The organism is Desulfosporosinus burensis (assembly GCF_054657535.1).
Genome location: NZ_BAAHYN010000004.1, coordinates 71643 through 96062 on the forward strand (window position 1 = coordinate 71643; position 24420 = coordinate 96062).

At 40.9% G+C, this 24420-nt stretch carries 24 protein-coding genes and 2 pseudogenes; 8 read left to right on the forward strand and 18 right to left on the reverse strand.

What is annotated here, in order from left to right; translation table 11 throughout:
* Window positions 1–8: 8 nt before the first annotated feature.
* From ACYQ3Q_RS07695 to ACYQ3Q_RS07710, 4 genes and pseudogenes are all read right to left on the reverse strand, one after another.
* Window positions 9–707, reverse strand: a complete 699-nt coding sequence (locus tag ACYQ3Q_RS07695) for a GntR family transcriptional regulator (RefSeq protein ID WP_459928024.1) — start codon at window positions 705–707, stop codon at window positions 9–11.
* Window positions 700–1380, reverse strand: coding sequence for a cobalamin B12-binding domain-containing protein (locus tag ACYQ3Q_RS07700; protein ID WP_459928025.1), 681 nt, complete (start codon window positions 1378–1380; stop codon window positions 700–702). The genes ACYQ3Q_RS07695 and ACYQ3Q_RS07700 overlap by 8 nt, the downstream gene beginning before the upstream one ends.
* A 354-nt stretch (window positions 1381–1734) precedes the next feature.
* A pseudogene (locus ACYQ3Q_RS07705) lies at window positions 1735–2208 on the reverse strand (sensor histidine kinase); the annotation flags it as partial.
* A gap of 86 nt (window positions 2209–2294) precedes the next feature.
* Window positions 2295–2672 carry a hypothetical protein gene (locus tag ACYQ3Q_RS07710; protein ID WP_459928026.1) on the reverse strand — a complete coding sequence of 126 codons (378 nt, stop codon included), beginning with the start codon at window positions 2670–2672 and terminating at the stop codon, window positions 2295–2297.
* 393 nt (window positions 2673–3065) lie between these two features.
* Here ACYQ3Q_RS07710 and ACYQ3Q_RS07715 point away from each other — a divergent pair, with 393 nt between their 5' ends.
* Window positions 3066–3884 carry a methyl-accepting chemotaxis protein gene (locus ACYQ3Q_RS07715; RefSeq protein WP_459928027.1) on the forward strand — a complete coding sequence of 273 codons (819 nt, stop codon included), beginning with the start codon at window positions 3066–3068 and terminating at the stop codon, window positions 3882–3884.
* Window positions 3885–3951: 67 nt separating this feature from the next.
* Window positions 3952–4428: a DUF456 domain-containing protein gene (locus ACYQ3Q_RS07720; protein WP_459928028.1), complete on the forward strand. Its 477-nt coding sequence runs from the start codon at window positions 3952–3954 to the stop codon at window positions 4426–4428.
* A gap of 149 nt (window positions 4429–4577) precedes the next feature.
* Here ACYQ3Q_RS07720 and ACYQ3Q_RS07725 read toward each other — a convergent pair whose 3' ends face one another.
* Entirely contained in the window at window positions 4578–4757 is a 180-nt protein-coding gene (locus tag ACYQ3Q_RS07725; RefSeq protein ID WP_034144444.1) for a transcriptional regulator, read from the reverse strand.
* Window positions 4758–5132: 375 nt separating this feature from the next.
* Window positions 5133–5975 (reverse strand): NAD(+) diphosphatase, encoded by an 843-nt coding sequence (gene nudC / locus ACYQ3Q_RS07730; protein WP_459928029.1) that lies wholly within the window; start codon window positions 5973–5975, stop codon window positions 5133–5135.
* Window positions 5976–6188: 213 nt separating this feature from the next.
* On the opposite strand from nudC, the pseudogene ACYQ3Q_RS07735 reads away from it, so the two are divergent.
* Window positions 6189–6365: pseudogene (locus ACYQ3Q_RS07735) on the forward strand (GGDEF domain-containing protein); the annotation flags it as partial.
* A gap of 52 nt (window positions 6366–6417) precedes the next feature.
* On the opposite strand, the gene ACYQ3Q_RS07740 reads toward ACYQ3Q_RS07735, so the two are convergent.
* The 5 genes from ACYQ3Q_RS07740 to ACYQ3Q_RS07760 form a co-directional block, all read right to left on the reverse strand.
* Window positions 6418–7335, reverse strand: coding sequence for a ketopantoate reductase family protein (locus ACYQ3Q_RS07740; protein ID WP_459928030.1), 918 nt, complete (start codon window positions 7333–7335; stop codon window positions 6418–6420).
* Between the two features lie 125 nt (window positions 7336–7460).
* On the reverse strand, window positions 7461–7868 hold the full coding sequence (locus ACYQ3Q_RS07745; RefSeq protein ID WP_459928031.1) for a PPC domain-containing DNA-binding protein: 408 nt from the start codon (window positions 7866–7868) through the stop codon (window positions 7461–7463).
* A gap of 31 nt (window positions 7869–7899) precedes the next feature.
* Window positions 7900–9444 (reverse strand): hypothetical protein, encoded by a 1545-nt coding sequence (locus ACYQ3Q_RS07750; protein WP_459928032.1) that lies wholly within the window; start codon window positions 9442–9444, stop codon window positions 7900–7902.
* A gap of 483 nt (window positions 9445–9927) precedes the next feature.
* Window positions 9928–10851, reverse strand: coding sequence for a DUF2935 domain-containing protein (locus tag ACYQ3Q_RS07755; RefSeq protein ID WP_459928033.1), 924 nt, complete (start codon window positions 10849–10851; stop codon window positions 9928–9930).
* Window positions 10852–10951: 100 nt separating this feature from the next.
* On the reverse strand, window positions 10952–11179 hold the full coding sequence (locus tag ACYQ3Q_RS07760) for a hypothetical protein (RefSeq protein WP_459928034.1): 228 nt from the start codon (window positions 11177–11179) through the stop codon (window positions 10952–10954).
* A 145-nt stretch (window positions 11180–11324) separates the two neighbouring features.
* Between ACYQ3Q_RS07760 and ACYQ3Q_RS07765 the strand changes: the two genes are divergently transcribed.
* Window positions 11325–12881 (forward strand): hypothetical protein, encoded by a 1557-nt coding sequence (locus ACYQ3Q_RS07765; RefSeq protein ID WP_459928035.1) that lies wholly within the window; start codon window positions 11325–11327, stop codon window positions 12879–12881.
* Here ACYQ3Q_RS07765 and ACYQ3Q_RS07770 read toward each other — a convergent pair.
* The 3 genes from ACYQ3Q_RS07770 to ACYQ3Q_RS07780 all read right to left on the reverse strand — a co-directional run bounded on the left by ACYQ3Q_RS07770 (window position 12843) and on the right by ACYQ3Q_RS07780 (window position 15681).
* Entirely contained in the window at window positions 12843–13004 is a 162-nt protein-coding gene (locus ACYQ3Q_RS07770; RefSeq protein ID WP_459928315.1) for a trypsin-like serine protease, read from the reverse strand. The genes ACYQ3Q_RS07765 and ACYQ3Q_RS07770 overlap by 39 nt on opposite strands.
* Window positions 13005–13531: 527 nt before the next feature.
* On the reverse strand, window positions 13532–15001 hold the full coding sequence (locus ACYQ3Q_RS07775) for a sensor histidine kinase (RefSeq protein WP_459928036.1): 1470 nt from the start codon (window positions 14999–15001) through the stop codon (window positions 13532–13534).
* Window positions 15001–15681 (reverse strand): response regulator transcription factor, encoded by a 681-nt coding sequence (locus ACYQ3Q_RS07780; protein WP_034142663.1) that lies wholly within the window; start codon window positions 15679–15681, stop codon window positions 15001–15003. The genes ACYQ3Q_RS07775 and ACYQ3Q_RS07780 overlap by 1 nt, the downstream gene beginning before the upstream one ends.
* Before the next feature lie 283 nt (window positions 15682–15964).
* On the opposite strand from ACYQ3Q_RS07780, the gene ACYQ3Q_RS07785 reads away from it, so the two are divergent.
* From ACYQ3Q_RS07785 to ACYQ3Q_RS07800, 4 genes are all read left to right on the forward strand, one after another.
* Window positions 15965–16687, forward strand: coding sequence for a polyphosphate polymerase domain-containing protein (locus ACYQ3Q_RS07785; protein ID WP_459928037.1), 723 nt, complete (start codon window positions 15965–15967; stop codon window positions 16685–16687).
* Between the two features lie 3 nt (window positions 16688–16690).
* Complete coding sequence (locus ACYQ3Q_RS07790) at window positions 16691–17383, forward strand: DUF4956 domain-containing protein (RefSeq protein WP_459928038.1); 693 nt, start codon at window positions 16691–16693, stop codon at window positions 17381–17383.
* A 50-nt stretch (window positions 17384–17433) separates the two neighbouring features.
* A complete protein-coding gene (locus ACYQ3Q_RS07795) occupies window positions 17434–19317 on the forward strand; it encodes a carbohydrate-binding domain-containing protein (protein ID WP_459928039.1) in 1884 nt (627 codons plus the stop codon).
* Between the two features lie 280 nt (window positions 19318–19597).
* Window positions 19598–20476 (forward strand): DUF4405 domain-containing protein, encoded by an 879-nt coding sequence (locus tag ACYQ3Q_RS07800; protein ID WP_459928040.1) that lies wholly within the window; start codon window positions 19598–19600, stop codon window positions 20474–20476.
* A 17-nt stretch (window positions 20477–20493) separates the two neighbouring features.
* Here ACYQ3Q_RS07800 and ACYQ3Q_RS07805 read toward each other — a convergent pair whose 3' ends face one another.
* The 4 genes from ACYQ3Q_RS07805 to ACYQ3Q_RS07820 all read right to left on the reverse strand — a co-directional run bounded on the left by ACYQ3Q_RS07805 (window position 20494) and on the right by ACYQ3Q_RS07820 (window position 24420).
* Complete coding sequence (locus ACYQ3Q_RS07805; RefSeq protein WP_459928041.1) at window positions 20494–21549, reverse strand: NADH:flavin oxidoreductase; 1056 nt, start codon at window positions 21547–21549, stop codon at window positions 20494–20496.
* Window positions 21550–21599: 50 nt separating this feature from the next.
* Window positions 21600–21902: an MFS transporter gene (locus ACYQ3Q_RS07810; protein ID WP_459928042.1), complete on the reverse strand. Its 303-nt coding sequence runs from the start codon at window positions 21900–21902 to the stop codon at window positions 21600–21602.
* 18 nt (window positions 21903–21920) lie between these two features.
* Window positions 21921–22064, reverse strand: a complete 144-nt coding sequence (locus tag ACYQ3Q_RS07815) for a hypothetical protein (RefSeq protein WP_459928043.1) — start codon at window positions 22062–22064, stop codon at window positions 21921–21923.
* 103 nt (window positions 22065–22167) lie between these two features.
* Window positions 22168–24420 (reverse strand): coiled-coil domain-containing protein, encoded by a 2253-nt coding sequence (locus ACYQ3Q_RS07820; protein WP_459928044.1) that lies wholly within the window; start codon window positions 24418–24420, stop codon window positions 22168–22170.

Genomic DNA, 24420 nt, shown 5'->3' on the forward strand with positions numbered 1-24420 from the left:
GAAATAGCTTAATTACTTCTACCCTGCAATTTTATATAGTCTCCCCTATAACTAGTCACACCTATGCCAATTGGCTTGTTTTCATTGTTGTAGAGTTTCTGCTCAACAACCAATAAGGCAAGTTCATCGTAAATATTAAGATACCGCTTAATATCTGGGCTAGGTATCTGAGCACTAATACTGATTTTTTTCTTTAATGCAAAAATGGGCATACTACTGGATACCATTTCTTGGAATGTAGCCTGTTCAATTTCCTTTTCAACAATAGGCATACCTTTGCTATAAAGCAAATATTTAACATCATAAGCTATAGGGCTTCCATCTGTATAGAATAACCTGCGAATCATAATAACATGCTTATTTCTAGTAATTTGCAACTCATCTGCTAACTTTTCGTCAGGCATGATAATCGTTACTTCCAATAATCTTGCTTTATCAACACTGTTAATAGGGTTATTCATCTCATCATAATGTAACGTATATTTGTTAACTTCCGGTTTTTGGACGTAGCTTCCTTTACCAGGAACTGAAAAGATATATCCTTCACTTGCCAAAATAGCCAGACCTTTTCTGACCGTCATTCGGCTAACACCATATTCTTTACAAAGTGCGGCTTCTGGGGGAACGGTATCACCTGGTTTTAATACTGCGCTGTTTACCTTTTTCTTAATATCTTCAACAATTCTGATATAAACCGGATCAGCCATTCCCTTCTACTCCTTGCTCATTACCAGCATTTACCCATTCCCTACACAATTTAGCCCCAACCGATGCATCCGTAGCAAAGCCATCCGCTCCAATGAACCTAAAGGCATCTTGTGTGAGATGATTGGCACCAATAATGATCTTAACTTTATCCCTTAGATGTGCTTCAAACATAGAATTTACGACTTCTTTCATTTCATCTACGGTGCTGGTTAATACACCACTTAGCGCCAAAATGTCAGGATTATGTTTTTCTACATTTTTCACAAAGATTTCTCTCGATACATCAACTCCAAGATCAATCACATCAAAGCCATATGCTTCTAGCATATATCTAAAAATGTCTTTCCCAATGTCATGTATATCTCCTTTGACAGTTCCAATCACGATTTTCCCCGACTTCTTATCATAGGTTCTATGAAAAAAATCAGTCATTTCCTCTAGTTCCAAAACTTGTCTAAAAATCAGTCCCGCCATGATCAAGTCGGCAATAAAATAGTCTCTACAATCATAAAGTTTACCTACCCTCTTCATTCCTTCATTCATTAAATCGAGCAGATATATAGGGTCAATCCCTTCATTTAAGGCTTCCTTGGCCAGTCTTATTGAATTTTCTTCGTCTAACTGCTCCACGCAGCTAACCAATGATTCTTTGTAGTTGCTTAAGTCACTCATTCTCTTTCCTCCACCAAACCATATTAGGTTTTTGCTGACTTAATAATGCCTCTTAATTAAAATCATCGTTATATATACAGGTATACAAGAGTATTATATTAAATAGTATAATCTAAAATTTGTTTTGTCAAACGTTAAGTAAGGTCTATAGTATTTTTTGCCTCGTTCATCAGATGTGAGTCGCATTATTACTATGCCCTTTGTTATTAACCACTTCTTTTGCCTATTTCATTTGAACTATAAACATAAGTACCCGCCCTTTCCTCTAAGGCCGTTTTGACATAGCATAAGCGACATCTCTCCCCTGGATGGGTTCATACCTTTTGAGTGGCCCTGAAAATGAAAAGTCAATCCACGCCCCATTAGCTCATCAGAAGAAATATTGAGTTCATAGGCCGAGATATTTTTTATGATGAGCGTTACCCCGGTGCCTAAATCTATAATGTCAATATAGACTCTTGAACCTGCAAGCGCATATTTAAAGATATTGGATAACAGATTCTCGACAGCTCTCCACAACAATTTTCCGTCAGCTTTGATGAAAACTTTATCGGTAGGATGACTAAGCTTAAATTCTAACTTACTCTCTTGTAGTTTATCATCAAGTTCACCTAAGCCTTGGGTTATTAAAGATACAATATCGATTTTTTCAAAGTTTACCGGTATAGTTTCACTGGAGGCCTTAGCTGCTTCAAACAAATCATCAGTTAATACTTTTAACCGTTGCGACTTCTGGTCAAGTACTTCTAGGTATTCTTTTGCCTTTACCTGATCCGTTTCATTCTTCAATAAATCAACATAGGTAATAATAGAGGGTACACCAATGTCCTAGTCTTTATTCACTTCGAAGAAAAAAACCACGATCCCTGTATAAGGATTGTGGTTTCAAAGTGCTAAGTATTATTGCCTCAGTTTTACTCTAAAAAGTCCTCCATACTTTCACGCGAAAGAGTCCACCTTAGTTTAATGGCTTGCAAAGCTACGCTGTAACTGATTTGGTCCCAGCTTTCCAAAGCATGATCCAAGTCAAAACTAGTACTGGCCATGAACAGATGTTGAGCAAGCAAAATAAGCGCTTTATGATTTCTCGCAAAACCCTGTTCTAAGATTTTATCAAAATTGATTTTTTCTAAAGTGGTATGTCTTTTTGTTGCGGACCAGATTTCCTTGGTTGAAGTCAGTATGTAATAAGCTGAATAATAGCCAGACTCATTTGATTTTTTTTGTGTTAAAAGCTCCAAGAAATGCTCCTTGTGTTGGCTATTAGCATAGTAAATTTGTTCGAAATTCATGTCACAATCAGTCTCCCTTTAATTTAATTATAACCCTAAACTGTTCCACACCTCAGCAGTAATTAAGTATAGTATATACTTATTGGCTAGTGACTACTACAATTTGCCTGACTACCAGCTCAAAATGCATAAATTCACCATTCAAACTCCTCTTATTTTTCATTCCATTCATATTTGTCAGATAAAAATTAAGGGTAAAGCAGGAATATTTGCCAGAATGCAGAATCTATATAATGTTATCAAAATATTCAATATTTTTACGGCTTCCTGTCGGTCTATAGCTAAGTTTTTTGTATTGTACTCTGTATTGTTACACTGCATTGGTGGTATTCAACTGTTAACGTTGCAAAGAGCTTTTAAATATCTGGTTTAGGTAGAGGAGAGATGGATGTAGTGAAATTGGAACATGCAATTGCATTAGCCCCTGAACTGCAAGAGTGGTATGAACAACCCGTCTCAGTGTTCGTAATAGACAAGGAGAAAGTATTGGTTACCTCCTTTCATCCTGATCTGGACATTGGAGTCCGTCAAGGCGATTTAATGGAAAAATATCAACAATCAGGCGCTTATAAAGCTCTCCATTCTGGGGAACGCGTGGTTGTCAAGGTTAATGATCTGACTCGATTCAAAATTCCTTATGTGTCAATCGCTGCACCGATTAGAGATGAGGGTCTGATCAAAGGCGCGATGTCAGTAGTGATTTCCACCGAGCAGTTTGATTCACTCTTAGCTATGGGTGAGCAACTTCTAGAGGCAACGGAAACCGCATATGCTTACGCGCAGAACCTTTCAGCCGAAAGTGAAGAAGTTGCAGCAAATGCTAAGAGCATGGACAATGCTACAGAGCAAGTACGTCATAAAATTGAGCACATGGCCGGAGTTTTAAAAAGTATTACGCACATTTCTGCTAAAAGTAAGATTCTAGGTATCAATGCATCGATTGAGGCGGCGCGGGCAGCAGAACATGGGCTAGGCTTCAGAATTGTAGCGAATGAGGTTCGCCAATTGGCGGATACTACTAATACGGCATCGACGGCAATCGAAAAAGATATTCAAAGGGTTAGGGAATCGATAGATCTTTTTGTTGACTCCATAAAGCAACAGAGTATAGTCAGCGAACAGCAAGTCATCGAAATAGCTGAACTTACTGCGTCACTCAACAATATTACCAACTTAGCCCAAAATCTGGTTTCCATCGGAAGGAAAACCTGAGCCTATTGAGTATTGAAAGAATAATAGTCGTTACCTTCTATCTGCCTATTAAAGGAGGCGCTTAATTTTGGAGACGACAGCTTTAATTCTAACGATCATCCTCTTTGTTGCAGGTCTATTGGGAACTATACTGCCGGTACTACCTGGTGCCATCCTCATTTACGGTGGCATGCTTCTCTATGGTTTCATGACGAAGTTCGCAACACTAGATGCAAATTTCTATCTCTTACAAGCATTAGTACTAGTTTTAGTTTTTTCCGTGGATTTTCTTGCTTCTGCTGCAGGAACACGGCGCTTTAATGGCAGTAAACAAGCAGCCTGGGGTGCAATCATCGGCACAATCCTTGGCTTGATTTTCTTCGGACCATTGGGTATCATAATTGGTCCCTTCCTAGGTGCTGTTGTGGCTGAATTGGTGCGTGGTATAGAAATAAATCAAGCAATTCGGGTCGGATTTGGCACTCTCGTCGGTATCCTCGGTGGAACAATTTTAAAATTAAGCGCTGAAATCTTAATGATTGTCTATTTCTTTATGCGTATTTGAACACTTTCACCGGCTAGCTTCTCGGGGGAGTAGATTTATGTATAGAAATATCCTAAAAATATAGACTCCTGTCGTTGATTACAAATATGATCTACAACAGGAGTTTATTTCATATCATCTTATTTTAAAAAAATCGGACAAGATTATATTCAGTTAGAAGGTTGCCATTTGCATCGCACAGGAGAAATAATTGTATTTTCCTTTTTCAATTCTTTAAAGGCATTATCAATTTCCTTACGGTCCAGTCCGGTTAATTTCTCAATTTCTCCCGCACTCACAGGTTTTCCTGCATCTCTCATTGCTTTCAGTACATCTTCTTTAATACTCATATTTAATCATCCCTTTCAAAACCTTGATTATTATTTACCTTCTCATTGTAATTTAAGTTGCATAGAATTGCATCCCCAATTCATAACTAACAAAATGCAATCGCTCATTTGTATTATTCACTTTTTGAAAGCATATATCCTAGGGGACAAGCTGAAAAAAAAGGATGTAACTCGTAGTATAAAAGTTAAATGACTTTTCAACGGTAAGTGGCAAGCTAATCAAATCACTTCCCACAATAACTATTACTTATTTTCAACCAATGGCCTAGTGCACCTTCTTGTAGTATCAATCTATCCCACACCTTGTGCACTTTATAGACATCTTATAGCCTACCTGAACAGAGACATTGGGAAGAGACGAATAACCCACTCACTTTAGCCGAGATGGTTAGGGGGCTTATGGAGGATTCCTTTATGTTGGATAAACCAATCTATTAATTGCCGGGCTATACTTCCTGTGCTAGGTATCAGCGGGAGTTGATCGGCAGTATACCATCCTGCATCCAAGATTTCTCTTTGATCAATATTTAAATCCCCACTATCGTACTCAGCAGTAAAACCTACCATCAGAGAATCGGGGAATGGCCACGGCTGGCTCCTAAAGTATTTTATGTTTTTGACTTTTAGGCCCACTTCCTCTCCGACTTCTCTTTGCACGCACTCCTCAAATGTTTCTCCTGGATCCACAAAACCAGCCAAAACGCTATAAAAAGCAGTTTGGAAACGAATTCCCCTAGCCAACAAAATTTCGTCTCCCCTAGTAATAGCCACGATAATGGCTGGAGAAATCCGTGGATAATTGACAAATCCACACGAAGGACAAAGCTTTGCCCTTTCATCCTTTTTATTTTCTGTCTGTGTTCCGCACCGGCTACAGTACTGATGGGTACGATCCCAGTGCATAATTTGATTAGCCCTGCCCACCAAGGAAAACAAATCGGCCGGAATCTGATCAAGTAACCGCCTCAAGTCGCAAAATGACATACCTTCTGGTATAACCGTATCCGGGGAAAGTTCAGCAGCATAACAAGAGCGCCCGTCCACCTGACCAATATATTGTCTCCGGACAGTATTTAACTCTAACTTATAGAGATCAATGTCAGGCAAAGCAAACTTACCTTCATTTTCTAAGACAAGAAACTTATTCTTTTTGAACAACAACCAATATACCTTTGCATCCTCTTTTTCTTGTCCATCGAATCCTGGTTCAAAAAACACGAGGCATCCTCTTTTCTCCGTTTGAAATCTGGCAATTCATATCCAATAGCTTTTTCAACTGCTTAGTTTTCAGCAAGCAATCAGTCGCTAATTAAGTATTGGTACTTGAGCCTTCACTTGATTATTATAATTGAAACTGGAATAAATAAACAACTAATAGAATTACTATTCTTAGATATGTAAACACCAGGTGTTACTGTAGCCGAAGCTGATAAGATCTGTAAAAGAATTCTTGAGTCGATTCGGCAAGTTGGAGCGACTGAAGTTAGTATAACTGGGAGCATTGGGTTAATAGCATTAACTGAAAATAATTACAACACCTTTATTGAAAGCGCAGATATGAAAATGTATACAGCCAAAAATACAGGTAAAGCTCGAATCGTAATTTAGCAAAGAGTTAGACAACCCCACCTCAATTAAGAAGTGGGGTTGTTTTTATTACCTAAAAGTCCTTTTCTAGCTCTTGTACTTTTTGATAGAGCCATTCATTGATCGGTGTTGGCACATGATATTGTTTTCCCAAGGAGATGACTGTTCCTGAAAAAAGACCTACCTCTGTATTTCTGTTTGCTGCCATATCTTGACGCATAGAAGGCATACCCAACGGATTTAACTTGGCTAGGACATTTAACCAATAGACTAAATCTGATTCGCCTAAATTTATACCCACCTTTTGCGAGAGGGCGATAACTTCCCTCATCGCAGCGATCATAACATTTCTAGGCTCACCTTCTACTTGTATACCACCATAATTCGTAGAAAATACTGCTACTGTCTGATTTACTCCTGTATTTAACATGAATTTCCCCCACAACCGATGATCCATATCTTTCGGAACTTCATAGGGAAAATCAAGGTTATTTAAAAAGTCTGCCACAGAAGTTACTTTCTCAGACCATACCGTATTCTCTTTCTCACCAAAGCATATCATTCCCATGTTCTTGTAGGTCAACTTGTTTTCAATCTTAACTGCATCCATCCCTTGTGCTACGCAATAAAGCATTTTCTCCATTCCAAAGGTTTTGCCAATAATTTCTTCACTGGAAATTCCATTAAGTGCCGAAAGAATAATTGTATGATCTCCAACTTGATGCCTTGCGTCTTCAATCGCCTGCTGTAATTGATTAAATTTAACACAGAAAAACAATAAATCTACAGGTTTTTGCTCGCTTTCAGGTAAAACATAATTAAAATCGAAAGGCTCACCATTACAATAGATACCATTCTTCTCATATCTTTGCTTACGGCTTGCATTTACAATAACACAAACATCATCTTTGGGTAACTTCTCAGAAAAATGCTTTGCAAACAATATTCCTAAAGCACCTAAGCCTATAATTGAAACAGTTTTAATCGTCATTTTCCAAGTTCTCCCCTTGCCTCTTTTGAATGTAAAACCTAAGTTTAATTGTACCACTTCATTTGATAAAAAGTGAAAGAACCTCGCCTTTTATAAATCCAATAGCTCAAAACCAGTGACAGGGTCTATTTTCTTCGTGCTGTTGAATTTTTTAGTTCAAAAATTACTACTTCACCAATATGCCAGATTAGGACACCTTCCCCTGTACACCCTGTAACCGTGTCTCTATTCCGCCCAAAAGCGGAGTGTAGGTGTAGTTTTGGAACCTTGTCTTCGTTAATAAACAAAGTTCCAATACCTACAGCCTCGCTTGTTCCCAACAATTCTTCAATCATCTTGCGTGGCTTCTCGGCAGTACCATCCTCAGGCCCTACCACAACTTTGCTGCATGTGTCAGCACCGCCTAGAAAGTGTAAAATTGCAGAGTCAATTTGGTGTGTCTTTGCAAATTCTTCAATAATGTCTGGTATTTTATCCCCATGTTCTAGTCTTAAGATGAAAATTCTACCCAAGTTTGCCTCTGAATACTTCATTGTCCTCTCCCCTTCTCGTCATCATCAAGGTTTAGCTCCGGATATTTGCATTGAATGGATTAGGAAATCTCCTATTTCTAAATTTACTTTTGCTTTTCCATTTGAATATTGTAAAAAATATCCACAGACTGAAGCAAATGCCTATACTATACAAGGACACAAATATGTCTTGGGTCTGAAAAGCTCCTTGGGTTATGGCTTTAACTATTCCATAGAATACCGGCACAACTTGGGCCATAGCAAGTACTAACAAGAGCAGATTTACAGTCTTATTTTCCAATTCTTCCGTTCTTGATTTATGAATACTGATAAGTTGCTCAAGAATTTCTTTATAACGATTATGTTGGACCAGTAATTTCCTCATCCCAAAACAGTTTGCTATATTCTCTGCAGCTACCCTGACAGTCGGAAAAAGAAACTGATTATAATCGAAAAATAGCACTGCTTGTGATGTCTCGCATGCTAACAAATCAAGAATTTGAGAAGAATCGTTCTTTCCCGGATTATTAGACTCATTATCAAGCTCTTGCTTGATTCTTGAGCTTATTCTGCTAATGGCTGCATCTTGCAGTAAGATTAGCTCGATAAAAAAAATTTCTATCGCTTGACTGGAAATTCTCTCTAAATGATTTTCTTCCATTGTATTATTTAACTCAATCAGACAAACCTCAGAAGCGTGAACCCTCGCAGTATCATACTGTGCAAGGTTCGTGTTTAGTATTGATGTAAACTCGCTTCCAATTATTTTTCCCATCGGAGTTGCTTCAGTAACTAAAGCTTTAAGGATTTCCTCATCCGGGATTTCGGATGAGGAAAAGACAACACTTCTCGGAGTACCAAATATCCGTATCCCCAGCGTTTCTAGCCATTCACGTATTCCATGCGAACCTCCATCATGTTGTATTCTCAATGTATTTGCGCGCAAATTAAATAAAACATGATGACCAGGGACTGTTACTGATGGAATCATAATAATTAAGATACCCAGACAAGTTAGAGTGTGCTTTGTTAATGTGACTATTGCCGGCTGTGTGTAAACCTTTTCGTTGACGTTAACAAGAAGATTAACTATCCCCCATACTTCTCGAGATAAGCCCTTGATAAAGTCATCCGAAAACTCTTTATCATTTGATTCCTTAACACTGGTAATAAAATGATAGGCCATACTGTTTTGGTCAATAGTCATTGTTCGATCTTGTTGATATCCTTGACTATACTCTTTTAGTGAACAAGGAATCATTAGATAGATATCACTTAATCCTAATTTATTCATTTCCGTTTTTTCCATAAATTCTTCTAAGGCTGAATTGAGGTCAGCATCAACAAGAATGTTTTCCATAGGAGAAAGATGATCATGGTTATAAGTTATTGTTGAGTAATAGTAAACTTCAACAGATTCACCCTCCAACTCAACTGTGCCCTTTAGACGCTCTAGTTGAGGAACGTCTTTCCATTGATCGACTTTCCATAGCTGTTCAGCAGTAAGCTTTAATACATGACCTGAAACAAAGGATATATTATCTGGAAGTATGAGTGATTTATGGTACTCATTTAAATACGCTTTCCCATTTCTCATGATTGCAGATCCATGATTAACGACAACCCCAAACATCATCATTTGTGTATATTCAGTTACTAATTCTCCACAGTCGAAGAGCAAATATTCATTCCCATGTTGCGGCATTTTTGCACCTCATTATTTTAATTTTCTAACCATATTCGCTATAAGTAGTAATGCCTATTGTGATATGTCATAGATTCCTCAGATTTTTTTACATATTCCCTAAACCCAAGTGTTCTGCAAAAGTTGCTAAATACCTCCAAACCGGCACATTAAAAAAGACACTAACTTCAGCGTCATAACGGCGGGGAAATCTTCCAAACTCGCCCCTTAGGGATGCCGAGAACCAATGTGCCCATTTCCCACATGGTCCCATTTGCTCAGAGCAAGCTGGCAGCTCCAGCTCTACAAATAAGCCACAACTCGTACCTCTTCGGAATGATTAAATTGATAATAGATTAGGACCTGGTCTAGTTACCTATGCCAAGTCCTAATCTATTATCCAATCCTATTAAATGCGTTAAGCATCCTCAGATAGTGGTTTGCCTCTCTGAGTATATGATCAGCAAGCAATGGCAACGCTGTAATTTTAATTTTACAGCCTAGTATACCTTCAACGCCAGATTGTTTGAAATTCCTAATGGCATTTGTGGTCCTCAAACTGTTTTTTGTCACTTCGGGTAATCTAGTCATGTTTTCATTGAGAGTAATAGCATCAGCCGTTAGTCGGTCAAATTCCTTTCCGAAGCGATGCGCTTTATCAAACAACAGCTCTTCAGTAGGATCTAGAAGACCACGTACAAATTTAGCATGTTCACCCATTATACGATTCCAAAAGGTTTCTTGCTCGACTGCCTCTCGGACTAAATTGAAAGGCACTCTGTTTTGGATCTTCTTAAGCGCTTTAAGGTAGAAAAGCGCTTCTCTATTTACATGATCAATTAAAAGAGGGTAACTGTGCGTAAAGGTTTGGCAAGTTAATACGTCTTTGAGAAGGCTTTGTTTAAAATCCGAAATAGCCTGGGTTACCGTTATCGCACTATTGTTCAATGCGACAACTTGATCTACTAAAGCTGGATTAATGTTCGAAGTAGCAACACCACCGATAGCCAGTTCAGCAGTTGTTACATCCTTATCAATTATAATTCCTGTGAAAAACTCAGTTGCCTTTTCAGCATTTAAAGTATAGTTAGTAATAAATTCACTAGAACTGGCGGCGCGGAGACCAACCTGACCATTTGCTAAGGCAACAGTAGCTTTAAGCAGGTTAGTGGCTTCATTTCTAAGTGTAGAGATTATATGGCTTAGATGAATATCTCTCTGGGAGAGGTCTGCTTCAATAAATATTAGATGCTCTTTCATAATTCTTAGGAAAAAAAGATTAAGTTCAATTGATGAACGAACAAATTCGTAATTCACCACGTAGCACCCCCTTATTACAAAAATCAAATAAATTATGTATTTATCTTATTCTGCAGTTTAGGGTTTGAGCCTGCCAGTAACCTTCAATTACATCTAATGTTTACCGCTCAATTTGTTTTTCGCTGGATTCCTTCAAATCTGATGTAAAATCTTCAATAGCGTTGATGTATTGCTTTGGCTCAAATGCATGAATTACATGGTTCGTAGGTATTTTTATATATTTTGAATTTGGTACTAGCTCCATTATTCGCTCTGCATCTTTATCATCCATAGCTCCCACAAGACCATATTCAGGATATCTGTGCCAATTGGCATGTAGTACTAGCATTGGGCTTTGGCAGCAATAATAGTTACCATTATGTTGGCATCACTGACATAATTCCGACGAGTCGGTGGGATTGTGCCTTCGGGTATTCATACCTCGGAAGTGCCAAGCATACCTATCTACATGTATTAATCTGGAGGTGGATAATTTGGAGGCATATTTTCATAACGATCCCCAAATTCGAGAATGGACTAATCAAATAATGGAAACTATTCTTGCTGCCTGCCTATTAACGGGGGTTGATTCAGATGCCGAGTTTCAAAAGGGTTGTCAATCCGTCATAAAACTTACATCCTCATTGCAAAAGATCCCGGAACTCCCATCAGAATTCTTAGAGGATATAGTTAAACAACTCATTGAGCAACAGCTTCCTGATGCACGTGTTATTGATAGCTTACCAACATTTCAACCAACAATGGACAGAATGTTACGCGAGAGCATATTGAAGGTCACCTGTACCCCTAAAAAAGAGGCTTTCAAGAAAAACATAGCACCTCACGATAACTATACAGAAAAGCCTATATCCCCCTTCCAATTCGTCACTGTTAATCCAATCCCTGCTCTTGCCACTGTTAACATACCTTACCCTAACATTAAGCAAATGAAAGCTGAAACCCAAGCCAAAGCTGAAGCTCAGGCGCTTGCTGAGGCTCTTGCCAAGGCTGAGACCAAAGCCAAAGCGGATGCTCAAGCCCTCGCTGAGGCTCTTGCCCGGATTGACGCGCTTACCCAAGCTGAAACACGAGCGAAAGCTGATACTCTGTCGCTTGCTGATGCTTTTGCCCAGGCTGATAAACAAGCTAAAGCTGATGCTCAAGCCCTTGCTGAGGCTCTTGCCCAGGCTGAGACCCAAGCCAAAGCTGATGCTGAAGCCCTTGCTGAGGCTCTTGCCCAAGTTGATGCGCTTACCCGGGCCGAAACCCAGGCCAAAGCTGATGCTCAAGCCCTTGCTGAGGCTCTTGCCCAAGTTGATGCGCTTACCCGGGCCGAAACCCAGGCCAAAGCTGATGCTCAAGCCCTTGCTGAGGCTCTTACACAGGCTGAAACCCAAGCCAAAGCTGATGCTCAAGCCCTTGCTGAGGCTCTTGCCCAGGCTGAAACCCAAGCCAAAGCTGATGCTCAAGCCCTGGCTGAGGCTCTTGCACAGGCTGAAACCCAAGCCAAAGCGGATGCTCAAGCCCTTGCTGAGGCTCTTGCACAGGCTGAAACCCAAGCCAAAACTGATGCTCAAGCCCTTGCTGAGGCTCTTGCCCAGGCTGAGACTCAAGCCAAAGCTGATGCTCAAGCGCTTGCCGAGGCTGAAACGAAGTTTGAGGCTGTCACTGAGCTTGAACAGGATGTACTTATAAAAGCTCCTGCTTTAGGTACATCCATCCACTCTAAAACTTCTCCAGCATTTAGTCCCTTGCAAGTTCCTAAGCAAGCTAATCTTCTTAAACACGTTCTAAGCAACAACTTTCCAAAAGGCACTATCTATTGGAACAAGAGCTTAATGGGGCAGACATTTCTAGCCCAAGTGGAAAATATCCTGATTTGTATTCATGACCCCAAGCATCCTTGTGATCTGAAAAAGTATAATAAGGATGGCTGGAAGGTCTTAGTATGTAGTACTGAAGATCTAACCTTTCCACGCAGACTAGAAAGAGCAATTAGACAGATTCAGCGTTTATATTCCGAGGGGCAAAACCTGAATAGGAATTGCTAAGGCCCGAAGCTCTAATTTACCATTTATATCAACATTAGTACTGGCAAAGACAATCCCTACCGCCTTAGCCTGATTATCTATGACCGGACTACCGCTATTACCGGGGTTAATAGGTACATTGATACGTACTCATAGTCAGTGGCGGTACGGTATCTACTAATAGTTTGCCGATAATAAAATTAGTCGACCAAAGAAAAGGTACAAGCATTAGATATAGGTATGGAGACCGCCAATTAATATTGCGTATGTTAATTCACCCTTCAACTTTTGATTGTGTATTACTGAAATTGTGTTTTTCGATACTTTTAAAATCCTTGGACACAAGAGATAGTAAATTCTATCATCTTATACATGTCGAATACGTAAGAATTTAGTGATTTACCCACTACAAAAATGTTACAGTCAATTAATAGCCAATTAAGTTAGTTTCTCTAAATTTCATTGAATTTAGAAATTGTTACAAAAGAAGGGCAAAAATCTTAAGCGATTTTGCCCTTCTTTATTTCTTATAAGGATAATGTTGACCTTGGTGATGCCTTCAGAAGGTTGTTCCTTAAGCCGCCGGAGTTCAAGAGCAACCTGTTTTCAGTGGATAGGATAGTGAGAAAATGATAGTGAATTACAACCAGACATTGGACCAAATAAAGAGATTATCTTGGATAAGACTGCGGGAGCCATACGTAAAATACGGTTCCTTCCTCTGCCAAACTTTCTACTCGAATTGTCCCACCATGAAGCTCCACGAGCGATTTTGTGATGGCAAGTCCTAGTCCAGCCCCTCCATATTTGCGAGTTCTAGAAGAATCACTTCGGTAAAAACGGTCAAATAGCTTAGGTAAATGCTCCGGTGTAATGCCAGAACCATTATCTCTTACACTTAGTACCACACCATCTGAAGCAGTTTCCAAAGAAATTTGGATATCCCCCTTTTCAGGATCGGTATGCTGTACCGCGTTATGAAAGAGATTTAAAATAACTTGTTTCATCTTATCTTCGTCAAATCGACATTTCAAATCTCCAGTAAGCCTTAAACTCACTTTACGGTTTCCTGCTAAAAACCTCAACTGCGGTGCCATTTCCTTAATGATCTCGTCCAAAGCTCCCTCATTGAGCTGAACATTAGGGGATCGATCCAGCTTTGCTAGTAGAAGCAGATCTTGAACTAACTTTTTCATGCGTTCAGACTCTGCGTACATGCTCGTCAAGGATTTGTGCAACTTATCTGGTTGATTCATCGCACCACGAAGCAGCACCTCTAAGAACCCATGAATCGAGGTCAAAGGCGTGCGAAGCTCATGAGAGGCATCTGCTACAAAACGCCGCATCTGTTCTTTGGCCTCTTTTTCCGCTTCAAAGGAGGTTTCTAGCCTTTCGAGCATTCCATTAAAGGAGTCTGCCAATCGGTCGATTTCTACCTGCCCTTGTTCAATCGGCAAGCGTTCGGCAAGATTTCCAGCGTCGATTTGTTCTACTGTATCCACCATCTTCGACAAAGGGACCAACGTTTTCCTCAGTACGGGAATAAAGGCCAACACTCCTCCTATCAAAGCAAGCAATGAGATCAACAAAAACGTCAGTAGTTGCCGAGTTAAAATATCCCTCAAAGAACTTGTACTCAAACTTACTTGTACTACTCCGAGCACTTGATCTCTCGTCTTAATGGGCTGAAGAACGATCAACTGCTCACTACCTGACCCTTGTTTGGAGACTTTATACGTGAGCTTGGACTTGGAACGCATGGCTTCTTGATAATCTCGTTCAGCTAGTTTAGGAGGAGCTTCAGCATTTATAGAAGTATTCGAAAGAACTGAAAAGGTTCCATTCATATCATAGAAGATAATCGTGGAGTCCTGCAAGGCGAAAAAGGGAACACGACTTGAACCCTTACCCGATGGTTTTTCCTCTGAATGGCTTGGCATTTCACCTTGGTTTTCCCACAATAATTTTTCCCAGGCATCTGGAGGAATTGATAGAATCTGGCTTTGCACACTCGAGGCTTTATTTTGATAGATAAACCCCCGCATGAAAACATATTGAACCAAGCCAATGATCACCAGTAAGAGTGCCATAAGCAATAATGTACGAGATAAGAGCTGAAAGCGCAGTGAGTTTGTTTTCATTACACGTCTACTCGATATCCCGCTCCACGCAAGGTGCGAATCAGACGGTGTTCTTTATCATTTAATTTTTCTCTAAGCGCCCGAATATACACTTCAACGATATTTTCATCCCCGCCAAAGTCATAACTCCATACCTTATCTAATATTTTCGCTTTGCTTAAGACCAAGCCATGATTAAGCACCAAGAATTTAAGCAGCTCATACTCGGTTGTTGAGAGTTCTAGAACCCTTTGCTCGTAAAGAATTTCTTTGCGCCGATCGTCAATTCGAAAGGCTCCTATCTCAACCTCCCCTAATAGATTAGGGAATTGATTCCGTATTCTAGCCTGAATACGGGCTAGCAATTCCTCAAAGCTAAATGGTTTCATCATGTAATCATCCGCTCCGAGCATAAGTCCTTTCACTCGGTCATCGACTTCATCCTTTGCCGTCAGCATAATGATCGCGACATTCTCGGTCTTTTTGAGCATTCGACACACTTCAAACCCATCCATACCAGGCATCATGACATCAAGAATAATGATATGGGGCTGGAATTGCTTAGCAAGGGTTACCGCCATCATCCCGTCTTGAGCAGTTTGTACTTCATACCCTTCCTCTTGAAGACCCATCTCTAAAAATTGCAAAATATTCGGTTCATCATCGACCAATAGTACTTTAATGCCCTTTAATTTTTGCATATCACTTATCCCCTACCTATCTCCAACCTATAAGAAAAAACTGGCTTACTATAAAAACCCAGCCCATTTGAACCTTATATAATTATGCAATAATAGGTTGAATACAAACTGAACGGAAGCTGAAAGTTTCCTGAATCATATCCTGAGTGCCAATCTAAGTCAATAAAACTGCCGACCCTAGACGTATTTTTCAGCAAACATTCAGGCAATCTTCAATTGGAATTCAGCAAGCTTGATTATACTGCCAATATACCACTTAAACATTGTCACGTGGAGAAATGAGGTGTGTCCCCTGAACCAAGCGATCCAATATCGTCACGAGTTAAAATTCTTTGTCAATTATCATCAATATTACACGCTCCGGCAGCGTCTAAAACACCTAATGCAACGCGATGAGCACGTCGGACCTACAGGAGAGTACCACATTCGCAGCTTATACTTTGATGACATCAATAACAAGGCGCTCGCTGAAAAATTAGGAGGGATACGTCAACGAAAGAAATATCGAATCCGCATCTACAATTTAGAAGACAAGGTGATTCACTTTGAAAAAAAGATTAAGAACGGGGACTATATTGCCAAAGTCAAAGAGTCATTCACCAGAGAGATGGCAGACAACATCCTCGCTGGTGACTATCAGGAACTGAATAACCCGAGCAAGCCGTTTTTGATGGAATTACACAACGAGATGACCCATCAATTGTTACGTCCCAAGGTGATTGTAGACTATGTTAGAGAGCCCTACATTCATACTCACGGCAATGTTCGCATTACCTTCGATAAAGACCTGAAAAGTGGTTTGCATCGCACGGATCTTTTCAGTCCGGATTTGAGTATGGTTCGAGCCTTGTCAGAAAACCAAATTATCCTAGAGGTTAAATACGATGAGTATTTACCCAGCTCTATTCGCAATGTCTTGCAATTAGAGGGCTTACATCGTCAGTCCGCCTCCAAATATGTTCTATGTAGGAAATTTATTAAATTGAATTCGTGGGAGGACCAATAACGTATGAATACAGATCAAGCGCTTAATTTTATCGATATCATTAAAAAATCAGTCCTGAGTAATTTCGGTGCCGATATCTCTATCGTAAACACGCTTATCACGATGTCGGTTGCCTTCCTGATAGGCTTCTTCATCTATATACTCTACAAGCAGATTTTTAGCGGTGTTTTATATTCAAAGAGCTTTAATGTGACCTTAATGGGTATTACGATGGTTACCGCCATGATTATCATTGCCATCAATTCAAATCTTATCCTCTCTCTCGGTATGGTCGGAGCGCTCAGTATTGTACGTTTCAGAACCCCCATCAAAGACCCTACTGATTTGATTTTCATATTCTGGGGTGCCGCTGCTGGCATCGTGGTCGGCGCTGGTTTCTATTCCCTAGCTATTACTGCCTCGATTATGATTGGTATCGTGATGTTTATCTTTATCAAAAAGACCTCCTTTGAAACGCCCTATCTGCTCGTGGTAAATTGCGACGGCGACGATAGTGAAAAAAACGTTCTCAGCCTGATACACAGTCATACCAAACGATATAATCTCAAACAAAAAAACGTATCGCAAGACAATATCGAATTAACGCTAGAAGTTCGGGTTAAAGACAAAGAAAGTAGCTTTGTCAACAACATCTCGGCAATTGTTGGCGTGAAAAATGCTGTGCTTATCAGCTACAGCGGTGATTTCGTATCATAATCGCTGGTGTTTAATCAATCGTTAAAATCTACCTTAAAGGAGAAACATTCATGAAAAAACCACTTGGGATTATTTTATCCCTGACGCTTTTAATCTCCGGCACTATAGGGTGTGCTGCTACGAAAGAAGGCTCTAACCTGGAAAGCGCAAGTACTAGCACTACCAGCGATATCAAGGCGATTTCTGTAAACTATGATAGCGATGATTATTATTTCAACTGGAAAAACAGCAGTTATAAGACGATTGGCTTAACTGGAGGCTCGGCGACGGTAAAAGGCGGCGGTCTAGCCGTACAAGACTCGGTTGTTACGATCTCCGCATCGGGCGTTTATGAAGTTACTGGCACGTTGACGGACGGAAGTATTATTGTTGATGTGGATAAGGATATCGATAAAAAAACGGTATTTCTCGTGTTAAATGGAGCAACGATCACAAGCCAAACAAGCGCTCCTATCTATATTAAAGGCGCTAAAAAGACGGTCATACTCCTTGAAAATGGCACTGAAAATTCAGTGACTGGAGGAAGTGACACCCTTGTTAATGCTGATGGTGAACCGTCCGCTGCTATTTTCAGTAAGTCTGACCTTACCCTAACCGGTAGCGGCACATTAACGGTAACAGCTAATAATAACGATGGAATTACCAGCAAGGATGACTTGAAAATCACGGACGGCACGTTGATTGTCAACACAAAGGCTGACGGAATGGTTGGTAAGGACATGGTTAGTGTTAAAAACGGAAGCATTACCATAAGCGCCGGCAAAGACGGCATACGCTCTACCAATGAAACAGATGAGGGCAAGGGAAATGTCATTATCCAAAACGGAAAGTTCACGATTACTGCTGCAAACGATGCAATACAGGCCATGAAGCAAGTACAAATTGAGGATGGTAACTTCGCTCTAAACTCCGGCGGTGGCTACCCCGGCAAGAGTATCAGTAGTGGCAACAATAACCTAGGTGGTCGTCCCGGTCAAAATGCCACCACTACCACTACCACTCCAACGAGTACAGAGGACGAAGAAAGCAAAAAAGGCTTAAAAGCGGGGCAGAGTATTCTCATTAATGGTGGTAATATCAATGTTTCATCCTATGAGGATGCCGTCCACAGCAACAATGATGTCGCCATAAACGGTGGCACCCTGACCTTGCAAAGTGGTGATGATGGGGTACACGCGGACAATAATGTCCACATAGACAATGGCGAAATAACCATTAAGAACTCCTATGAGGCTTTGGAGGGTACCAATATTACTGTCAATGGTGGGAAAATCAGCGCTACCTCTACTGATGACGGAATTAATATTAATAGCAAGGAGGGTGTTTTGACTATAACAGGTGGCGAAGTTGCTTTAAACGCCAATGGTGACGGACTGGACTCCAACGGGAGTGTAAACATGACAGGTGGTACTGTCTATGTTGATGGCCCAACGGCAAATAATAATGGTGCGCTTGATTACGACGGTGGCTTTACAATAAGCGGAGGAACTCTCGTAGCATCCGGCAGTTCTGGAATGGCTCAAGCTCCCAGCACTAATTCACAACTGTCTATCCTGATGACTTACACATCCTCACAAGCTGCTGGAAGTACGATAATCCTGAAAGATAAGGATGGAACTATTATTGCAAGCTATACACCCTCAAAACAATATAGTACGGTTGCAATTTCGTCTCCTAAATTATTGGTGGGCTCTACCTATACCTTATATAGCGGAAACACCAAACTAGTTGATGTAACACTTTCGGACTCGCTTACCTTTCTTTCGGAATCGGGTGTAACCACTAAACCGCAAAATACCGGCCCCGGTGGTGGTGGCGGCTTTGGCAAGCGACCGGACGGGGGTGGCGATATGCCTCCCAGGGAGGGCATGATGCCGCCTGTTGACGGTATGATGCCACCCGGCGATGACCAACGCCCACAAGCAATGCAGTGAGCAACTGTTAGTTAAATGGTCATGACTCATGACTATTATTAATCATACGACTTTCTAAGCTATTCACTGCCTGATCCCCTTTTTATTATTGATTTATATATCCGCTCATCCTTGATGGGTGGCTACAAGTTTCAGCAAACTCTCAGCTACGATTCAGGATCAACTCAGTTAGTCACGTTATAATCATTAAGTTGGATGTATCTGCAAACAAGATTCTATAGTTTAAACACCAACTTTAGTGCTAATTATCCTAAACAATCTTAAATGGGAGGCTGAAATTGTGAAAAACAAAAATTACCTTAAATTATTAATCGACATTGTTATGTCTCTTACTTTCGTATTACTCTTTAATAAGATGGTCCTTGGCGGATTGCACTTCCACGAAATTGCAGGAATTGGAATTGGCCTTGGTGTCTTAGTTCATATCGCATTAAATTTCCAATGGGTAAAGAAAGTAAGTTTAAGACTCTTTGACCGAAAACTCCCAAGGAAAATTCGCTTGGGTTATCTACTCAATATACTCCTCTTAATTTCGATGCTCTTCATCATAGTAAGTGGCCTATTCATTTCAAAAATTGTCTTTCCCAATCTACGCATTGGTAATGAAATGTGGTTTAAGGTATCACACATTAGCATATCCTATTTAACCGTCATTCTGATTGGTATTCACATCGGACTTCATTGGAAGTGGGTTATTTGTAACTTCAAAAAGTTATTTAATATCAAATCTTCCAAGGTAACAGGTATTATCGCCAAACTCGCCATGGCTATCCTTCTATTATTTGGCAGCTATCAGATGGTTACCACGAATTTCGCTGCAAGAATCGAAAGTATTGGTGCAGTGTTTAATATTACTACCTCACAAACCCCTCCTGCTGGTTTTGAACAACGACCTGAACGAAAGTCGCAGACCCCACCTGTTGGTCTAAAACAACGACCTGAAGGCAATGGACCAGATAACCATACTCCTCTAGACGGTAACCTTGGTCCTGATCGCTCAGATGAAGGAGAACCGAAGGGTGAATTCCAAAGTCCTAATCCACTAGGAGTAATCACGACATACTTTGGAATAATGAGCGTCTTCGTTATCCTAACGTATTACATTGAAAAAATATGGACCAGAAGGAAAGGCTGTTTAAACTATTTTACGAAACCGTAGTGAACCCAAACCCATTATTATGCCTCAGCACTATTCTGGCGGTTGAAAACACAGCTGGTTCCGTCCCGACGACCAAAGCACTTACTACAAGAAATGCATTTTGCGTGGTCCAGATTGCCATCATGCCAACGGTTAATGAGATTGCTCTCCCTTATTAGCGGTCGAGAAAGGGCAAAGTATTCAATTGGAGTTTGATTCAAAATCTCCGTCAGTGATCCAAATTCACGATTACCACCTACTAAGATGACCGGAACATTAATTTCTTGCGCTATTTCAGCGGCATAAGACTTGAAATATGATTCCTGTTCCAGCGTTATTTTTCTGGATGGCCCCTCGTTACGCCGCGACGAAAAACTACCCCCGCTCACTTCAATTGCATCTACTCCTATTTTTACCAATTCTTTGCATACGTATTTGCATTCTTCGAAAGTCATCCCTTGATCCATATAATCTTCGCTATTGATTTTAATCAGAACCGGATAGTCTGGACCAACCTTTTCCTGGATTGCTTTATACGTTTCCATCACCATTCTTGCTCTATTCTCAATGCTGCCACCATAGCCGTCAGTTCTGCGGTTATAATTAGGCGTCAAAAATTTACTTAATAGATATCCATGCGCAACATGCATCTGAACTCCATCAAACCCCGCCTTCTTTGCTCGAAGCGCCGCATCGGCAAAAGCTGTTTGAACGAGAAGAATCTCTTGGGGTGTCATTTCATCCGGGACCCACATCACCTTGCCGCTTGAAGTTTGGGATCCGAGGCAAACGAGTTGCAGGATAATATTAGTATGGTAACGATGACTCATCTCGGTTAACTTCTTATAGCCGTCAATAAATGAATCATCGTAGATAGCCATTTGGCATGGAATGGGCTGCTCTATATCAGTTACAGTCGTAAGACCTGTGATAATAGTCCCGACACCCCCCTTTGCTAAATTCTCATAGACCTCAAATAACGCTTCTGTCATGTGCCCGCGTTCATTGGCTAAACCATCATAAGTAGCTGAACGGAAAAACCGGTTTTTTAGCTTAATTCCGGAAAACTGTGTTTGGTCGAATAAAGATTTCATTCTTATTCCACTCCCTTATTTACTTTGATCAATTGGTTCTGACGCAACTCTCAAGCTTGTTGCTGCAAGGCTTTTCCCAGCTTGGTAACGGATTCTCTAGCTCTAACATCCGGCAGAGAAAAGGCAAGTATTATGCCTAGGACGGGAAGCAGGCTGATCAGGTTCATGGTTATGGGCAAGCCAATGTGGTCAGCGATTACTCCAAGTAATGTTACCCCGATAGAGCCCATACCGATAGCAAAACCGAGCATCAGCCCCGAAGCCAGCCCGATGTTATGAGGTAAAAGCCTTTGCCCGAAAACCACGGTAATGGAAAAAGTTGAGATTAGTGACGTGCCAACAATAAAAGCCAAAACGGGTAAATAATGGATCTAGGACGCACTTACAATAACTTCTGTTGGAATCATACCGGCAGAATAATCGTTATAACATACAACTTCAGGAACAAGTTCAAAATAAACAAAAGGCTTCATCATGCCTTTTTCAACCATTTCTTTGAATTCAGAATGTCTCATGATTTTTTTACTCGCAACCCATTAAGCCTTGTTATGAATAATAAAATAACTTGGGCAAATAGTGTCAATGAAACTGCATAAAATAACAATGGGTATAAAATCTTCAAGATATGATACTATTCCCAGCCCTGTCGCTGCTATCAGCATACCTGTCAGCATTAATCCGCTTTAGTCTATCAAGTTCATTCTTGTTTTCATTAGAAAAACCAGTATTTTTACCCACTTGGTTCAGGTTCTGCAATCGGCTCTCTTGCTCAAGGACTTGTTGGTTAAGACGTTCACGTTCGTCTTCGAGTTTCTTGATCTCCCGCAAACGAAGTTGCCTCCGAGCTTCTTTCCCTATATATAAGGCGGATTCCGCCTGAGGAGCATGTCCCTTGATTGCGCCAATCCGGTAGGAACCGTTGGTGAATAAACTGGTGTTACTATCTAGCTGATCTTCTTCAACTAGGATGGTCCTGAGAATGTTATCAATGTCCTCCGACTGTACGTTACTTCCCTCTACAGGAGTTGGGTAAAGGTAATCTGCTAAGGTATGAGCAAGAATTTCGGGGGCTGGTTTAAGGATGCGGTCGTGTAGCGGGACGTTTGGCCAGGTCTGTTCTGGCCCGGATGTTTTAACAGCAACGTGTTCTCTGACAATTAAAGCATCTAGGATACCCATCTCCTTCAAGGCACTTTCTAGTCGTTCTCTAGTCACCTGTGGAACATGATCGTGAAATTCCACGGCACTATAGAAGGAGACAAACGGAACCTTGGCATCTTTCAAGATTTGACGGGCCTGATTTGTCAGGTCATGCCTCGAGGGTTCAGGGTCCTTGCGTTGACGCCATACTTCTAACTCTTCGGTATTAAGTTTAATGTCTTTCATGATCTGGTCTCTCAGGTGATTAACGCTAAGAATCTCTTCTCGAAGCTTATCGCGGGCTCTATTCGTTGCTTGGGAGAGAGGTTCGCGCAGCACGATCGAATTGATGCTTTCTGGAAACGCTCTGGCTCGTTGGGCCAGGGTTTGCAGCTCGATATCCTCGAAGTGTAATTCTTGATTGGTTGGCTGCCATTCAAACAAATCAGCAACCCATCTGGACTGTTCTTCCTGAAGTACCTCAGTCCATTTCTTTTCCTGATATTGCGCCTCATCCCATGCTTTTTTAGCCTCACCAAGAATCAGTTCTGCTTCTTGATACTTCTCTCTGGCCCCAAATTCTTGGCGTAGGACTTTAAGAACGTTCTCCACTAAGTTTTGATAGTCTCGAACTTCTTTTTTCCAAAGGGCAAAGGAAAACGTCTGATCGAATTCCCGGTTAAATTCGTCGGCTGCCACCTCATGATTTAAAAAAGCCGTTTCCTCCGCCAAACTGTCCAGTTCCTCGAGTTCCTCATGGATCTTGTCCAAAGCTTTATGTTCCATGAGCTCTAGCTCACCCATCTTTTGCTTTAGGTTAGCCTCTTGAGCCACATTGCTGGTTAGTTGGGACGTTTTGTTCGAGAGAAGCTCGGCATTTTTCTGTTGCTTAATCAGAAGGTCTGCTTTCTCTTTTTCAGCTTTGAAGACATCATGCTGCTCTAGGCCTTCTCGGTCTACATTTAAAACCTGCTGCTCCCGTCTAAGGTTCGTTTCGTCTTCTTCTATTTTTGCAAGCGAGATCTTGGCGTTGTCACGTTCGAGGTGTAGGCTTTTGAGCGCCTGAGCAGCCGCGAGAAGACGTTGGTGAGTGGTTAAAAATCCTTCAGCCTTTTCGACCCGTACTTTTTGGTTGTACTGGTCATAATACCGAATGAGCCGTTTCAGAGCCTGTTCTTCCTTCTGAAGCTGATCTAATTGGCTCTTAATCTGGTCCATGTTCTCGATGGTATCCGAAAGGGGACGTAATTCATCATCCGATAAGGAAGGCAGTGCTTCGTTTAAGATCTCGTAAACTACGGTGGGCCGAAAATCCTTGGAAAGTTTGGGACTCCGCAATTGGATCAAAAGCTTGATTAGATCGTCGTAATCATCCACGGTCTTAAACCCAAAAAGGTAGCGGTTCACCCGTTCCATGTACTCCTTTTGAGTTTTGACAACCTCGCCACCCTCAGCAATCCGATTTTCTAGTTCGCGCCGAGTGAGAGGAATCTTTTCAAGCTTACCATCGAGCGCTCGTTCAGTTTTGTAGAGTTGGAAATCCTGTCCGACTCGGCGGTTATCTAGGAGGATGAATCCCCAAAACTCCAGAGTACCCTGACGTTTAGCCTTTAAACCAATACCCGTGGTGATATATTCTTGCGTACCAGGCCGATGATATTCCAGATAGAGATAGCCTGTCCGTTCATCAAGCTCAGAAACACCCTTTTCGCCGAGCAGGTAATCTTCCAT

What these genes read in the sequence shown, in the direction of transcription:
- ACYQ3Q_RS07695 (WP_459928024.1), bottom strand. Translation starts at nt 707, where the DNA reads ATGGCTGATCCGGTTTATATCAGAATTGTTGAAGATATTAAGAAAAAG.
- ACYQ3Q_RS07700 (WP_459928025.1), bottom strand. Translation starts at nt 1,380, where the DNA reads ATGAGTGACTTAAGCAACTACAAAGAATCATTGGTTAGCTGCGTGGAG.
- ACYQ3Q_RS07710 (WP_459928026.1), bottom strand. Translation starts at nt 2,672, where the DNA reads ATGAATTTCGAACAAATTTACTATGCTAATAGCCAACACAAGGAGCAT.
- ACYQ3Q_RS07725 (WP_034144444.1), bottom strand. Translation starts at nt 4,757, where the DNA reads ATGAGTATTAAAGAAGATGTACTGAAAGCAATGAGAGATGCAGGAAAA.
- ACYQ3Q_RS07740 (WP_459928030.1), bottom strand. Translation starts at nt 7,335, where the DNA reads ATGACGATTAAAACTGTTTCAATTATAGGCTTAGGTGCTTTAGGAATA.
- ACYQ3Q_RS07745 (WP_459928031.1), bottom strand. Translation starts at nt 7,868, where the DNA reads ATGAAGTATTCAGAGGCAAACTTGGGTAGAATTTTCATCTTAAGACTA.
- ACYQ3Q_RS07750 (WP_459928032.1), bottom strand. Translation starts at nt 9,444, where the DNA reads ATGAGAAATGGGAAAGCGTATTTAAATGAGTACCATAAATCACTCATA.
- ACYQ3Q_RS07760 (WP_459928034.1), bottom strand. Translation starts at nt 11,179, where the DNA reads ATGCTAGTACTACATGCCAATTGGCACAGATATCCTGAATATGGTCTT.
- ACYQ3Q_RS07775 (WP_459928036.1), bottom strand. Translation starts at nt 15,001, where the DNA reads ATGAAAACAAACTCACTGCGCTTTCAGCTCTTATCTCGTACATTATTG.
- ACYQ3Q_RS07780 (WP_034142663.1), bottom strand. Translation starts at nt 15,681, where the DNA reads ATGCAAAAATTAAAGGGCATTAAAGTACTATTGGTCGATGATGAACCG.
- ACYQ3Q_RS07790 (WP_459928038.1), top strand. Translation starts at nt 16,691, where the DNA reads ATGAATACAGATCAAGCGCTTAATTTTATCGATATCATTAAAAAATCA.
- ACYQ3Q_RS07795 (WP_459928039.1), top strand. Translation starts at nt 17,434, where the DNA reads ATGAAAAAACCACTTGGGATTATTTTATCCCTGACGCTTTTAATCTCC.
- ACYQ3Q_RS07805 (WP_459928041.1), bottom strand. Translation starts at nt 21,549, where the DNA reads ATGAAATCTTTATTCGACCAAACACAGTTTTCCGGAATTAAGCTAAAA.
- ACYQ3Q_RS07815 (WP_459928043.1), bottom strand. Translation starts at nt 22,064, where the DNA reads ATGAGACATTCTGAATTCAAAGAAATGGTTGAAAAAGGCATGATGAAG.
- ACYQ3Q_RS07820 (WP_459928044.1), bottom strand. Translation starts at nt 24,420, where the DNA reads ATGGAAGATTACCTGCTCGGCGAAAAGGGTGTTTCTGAGCTTGATGAA.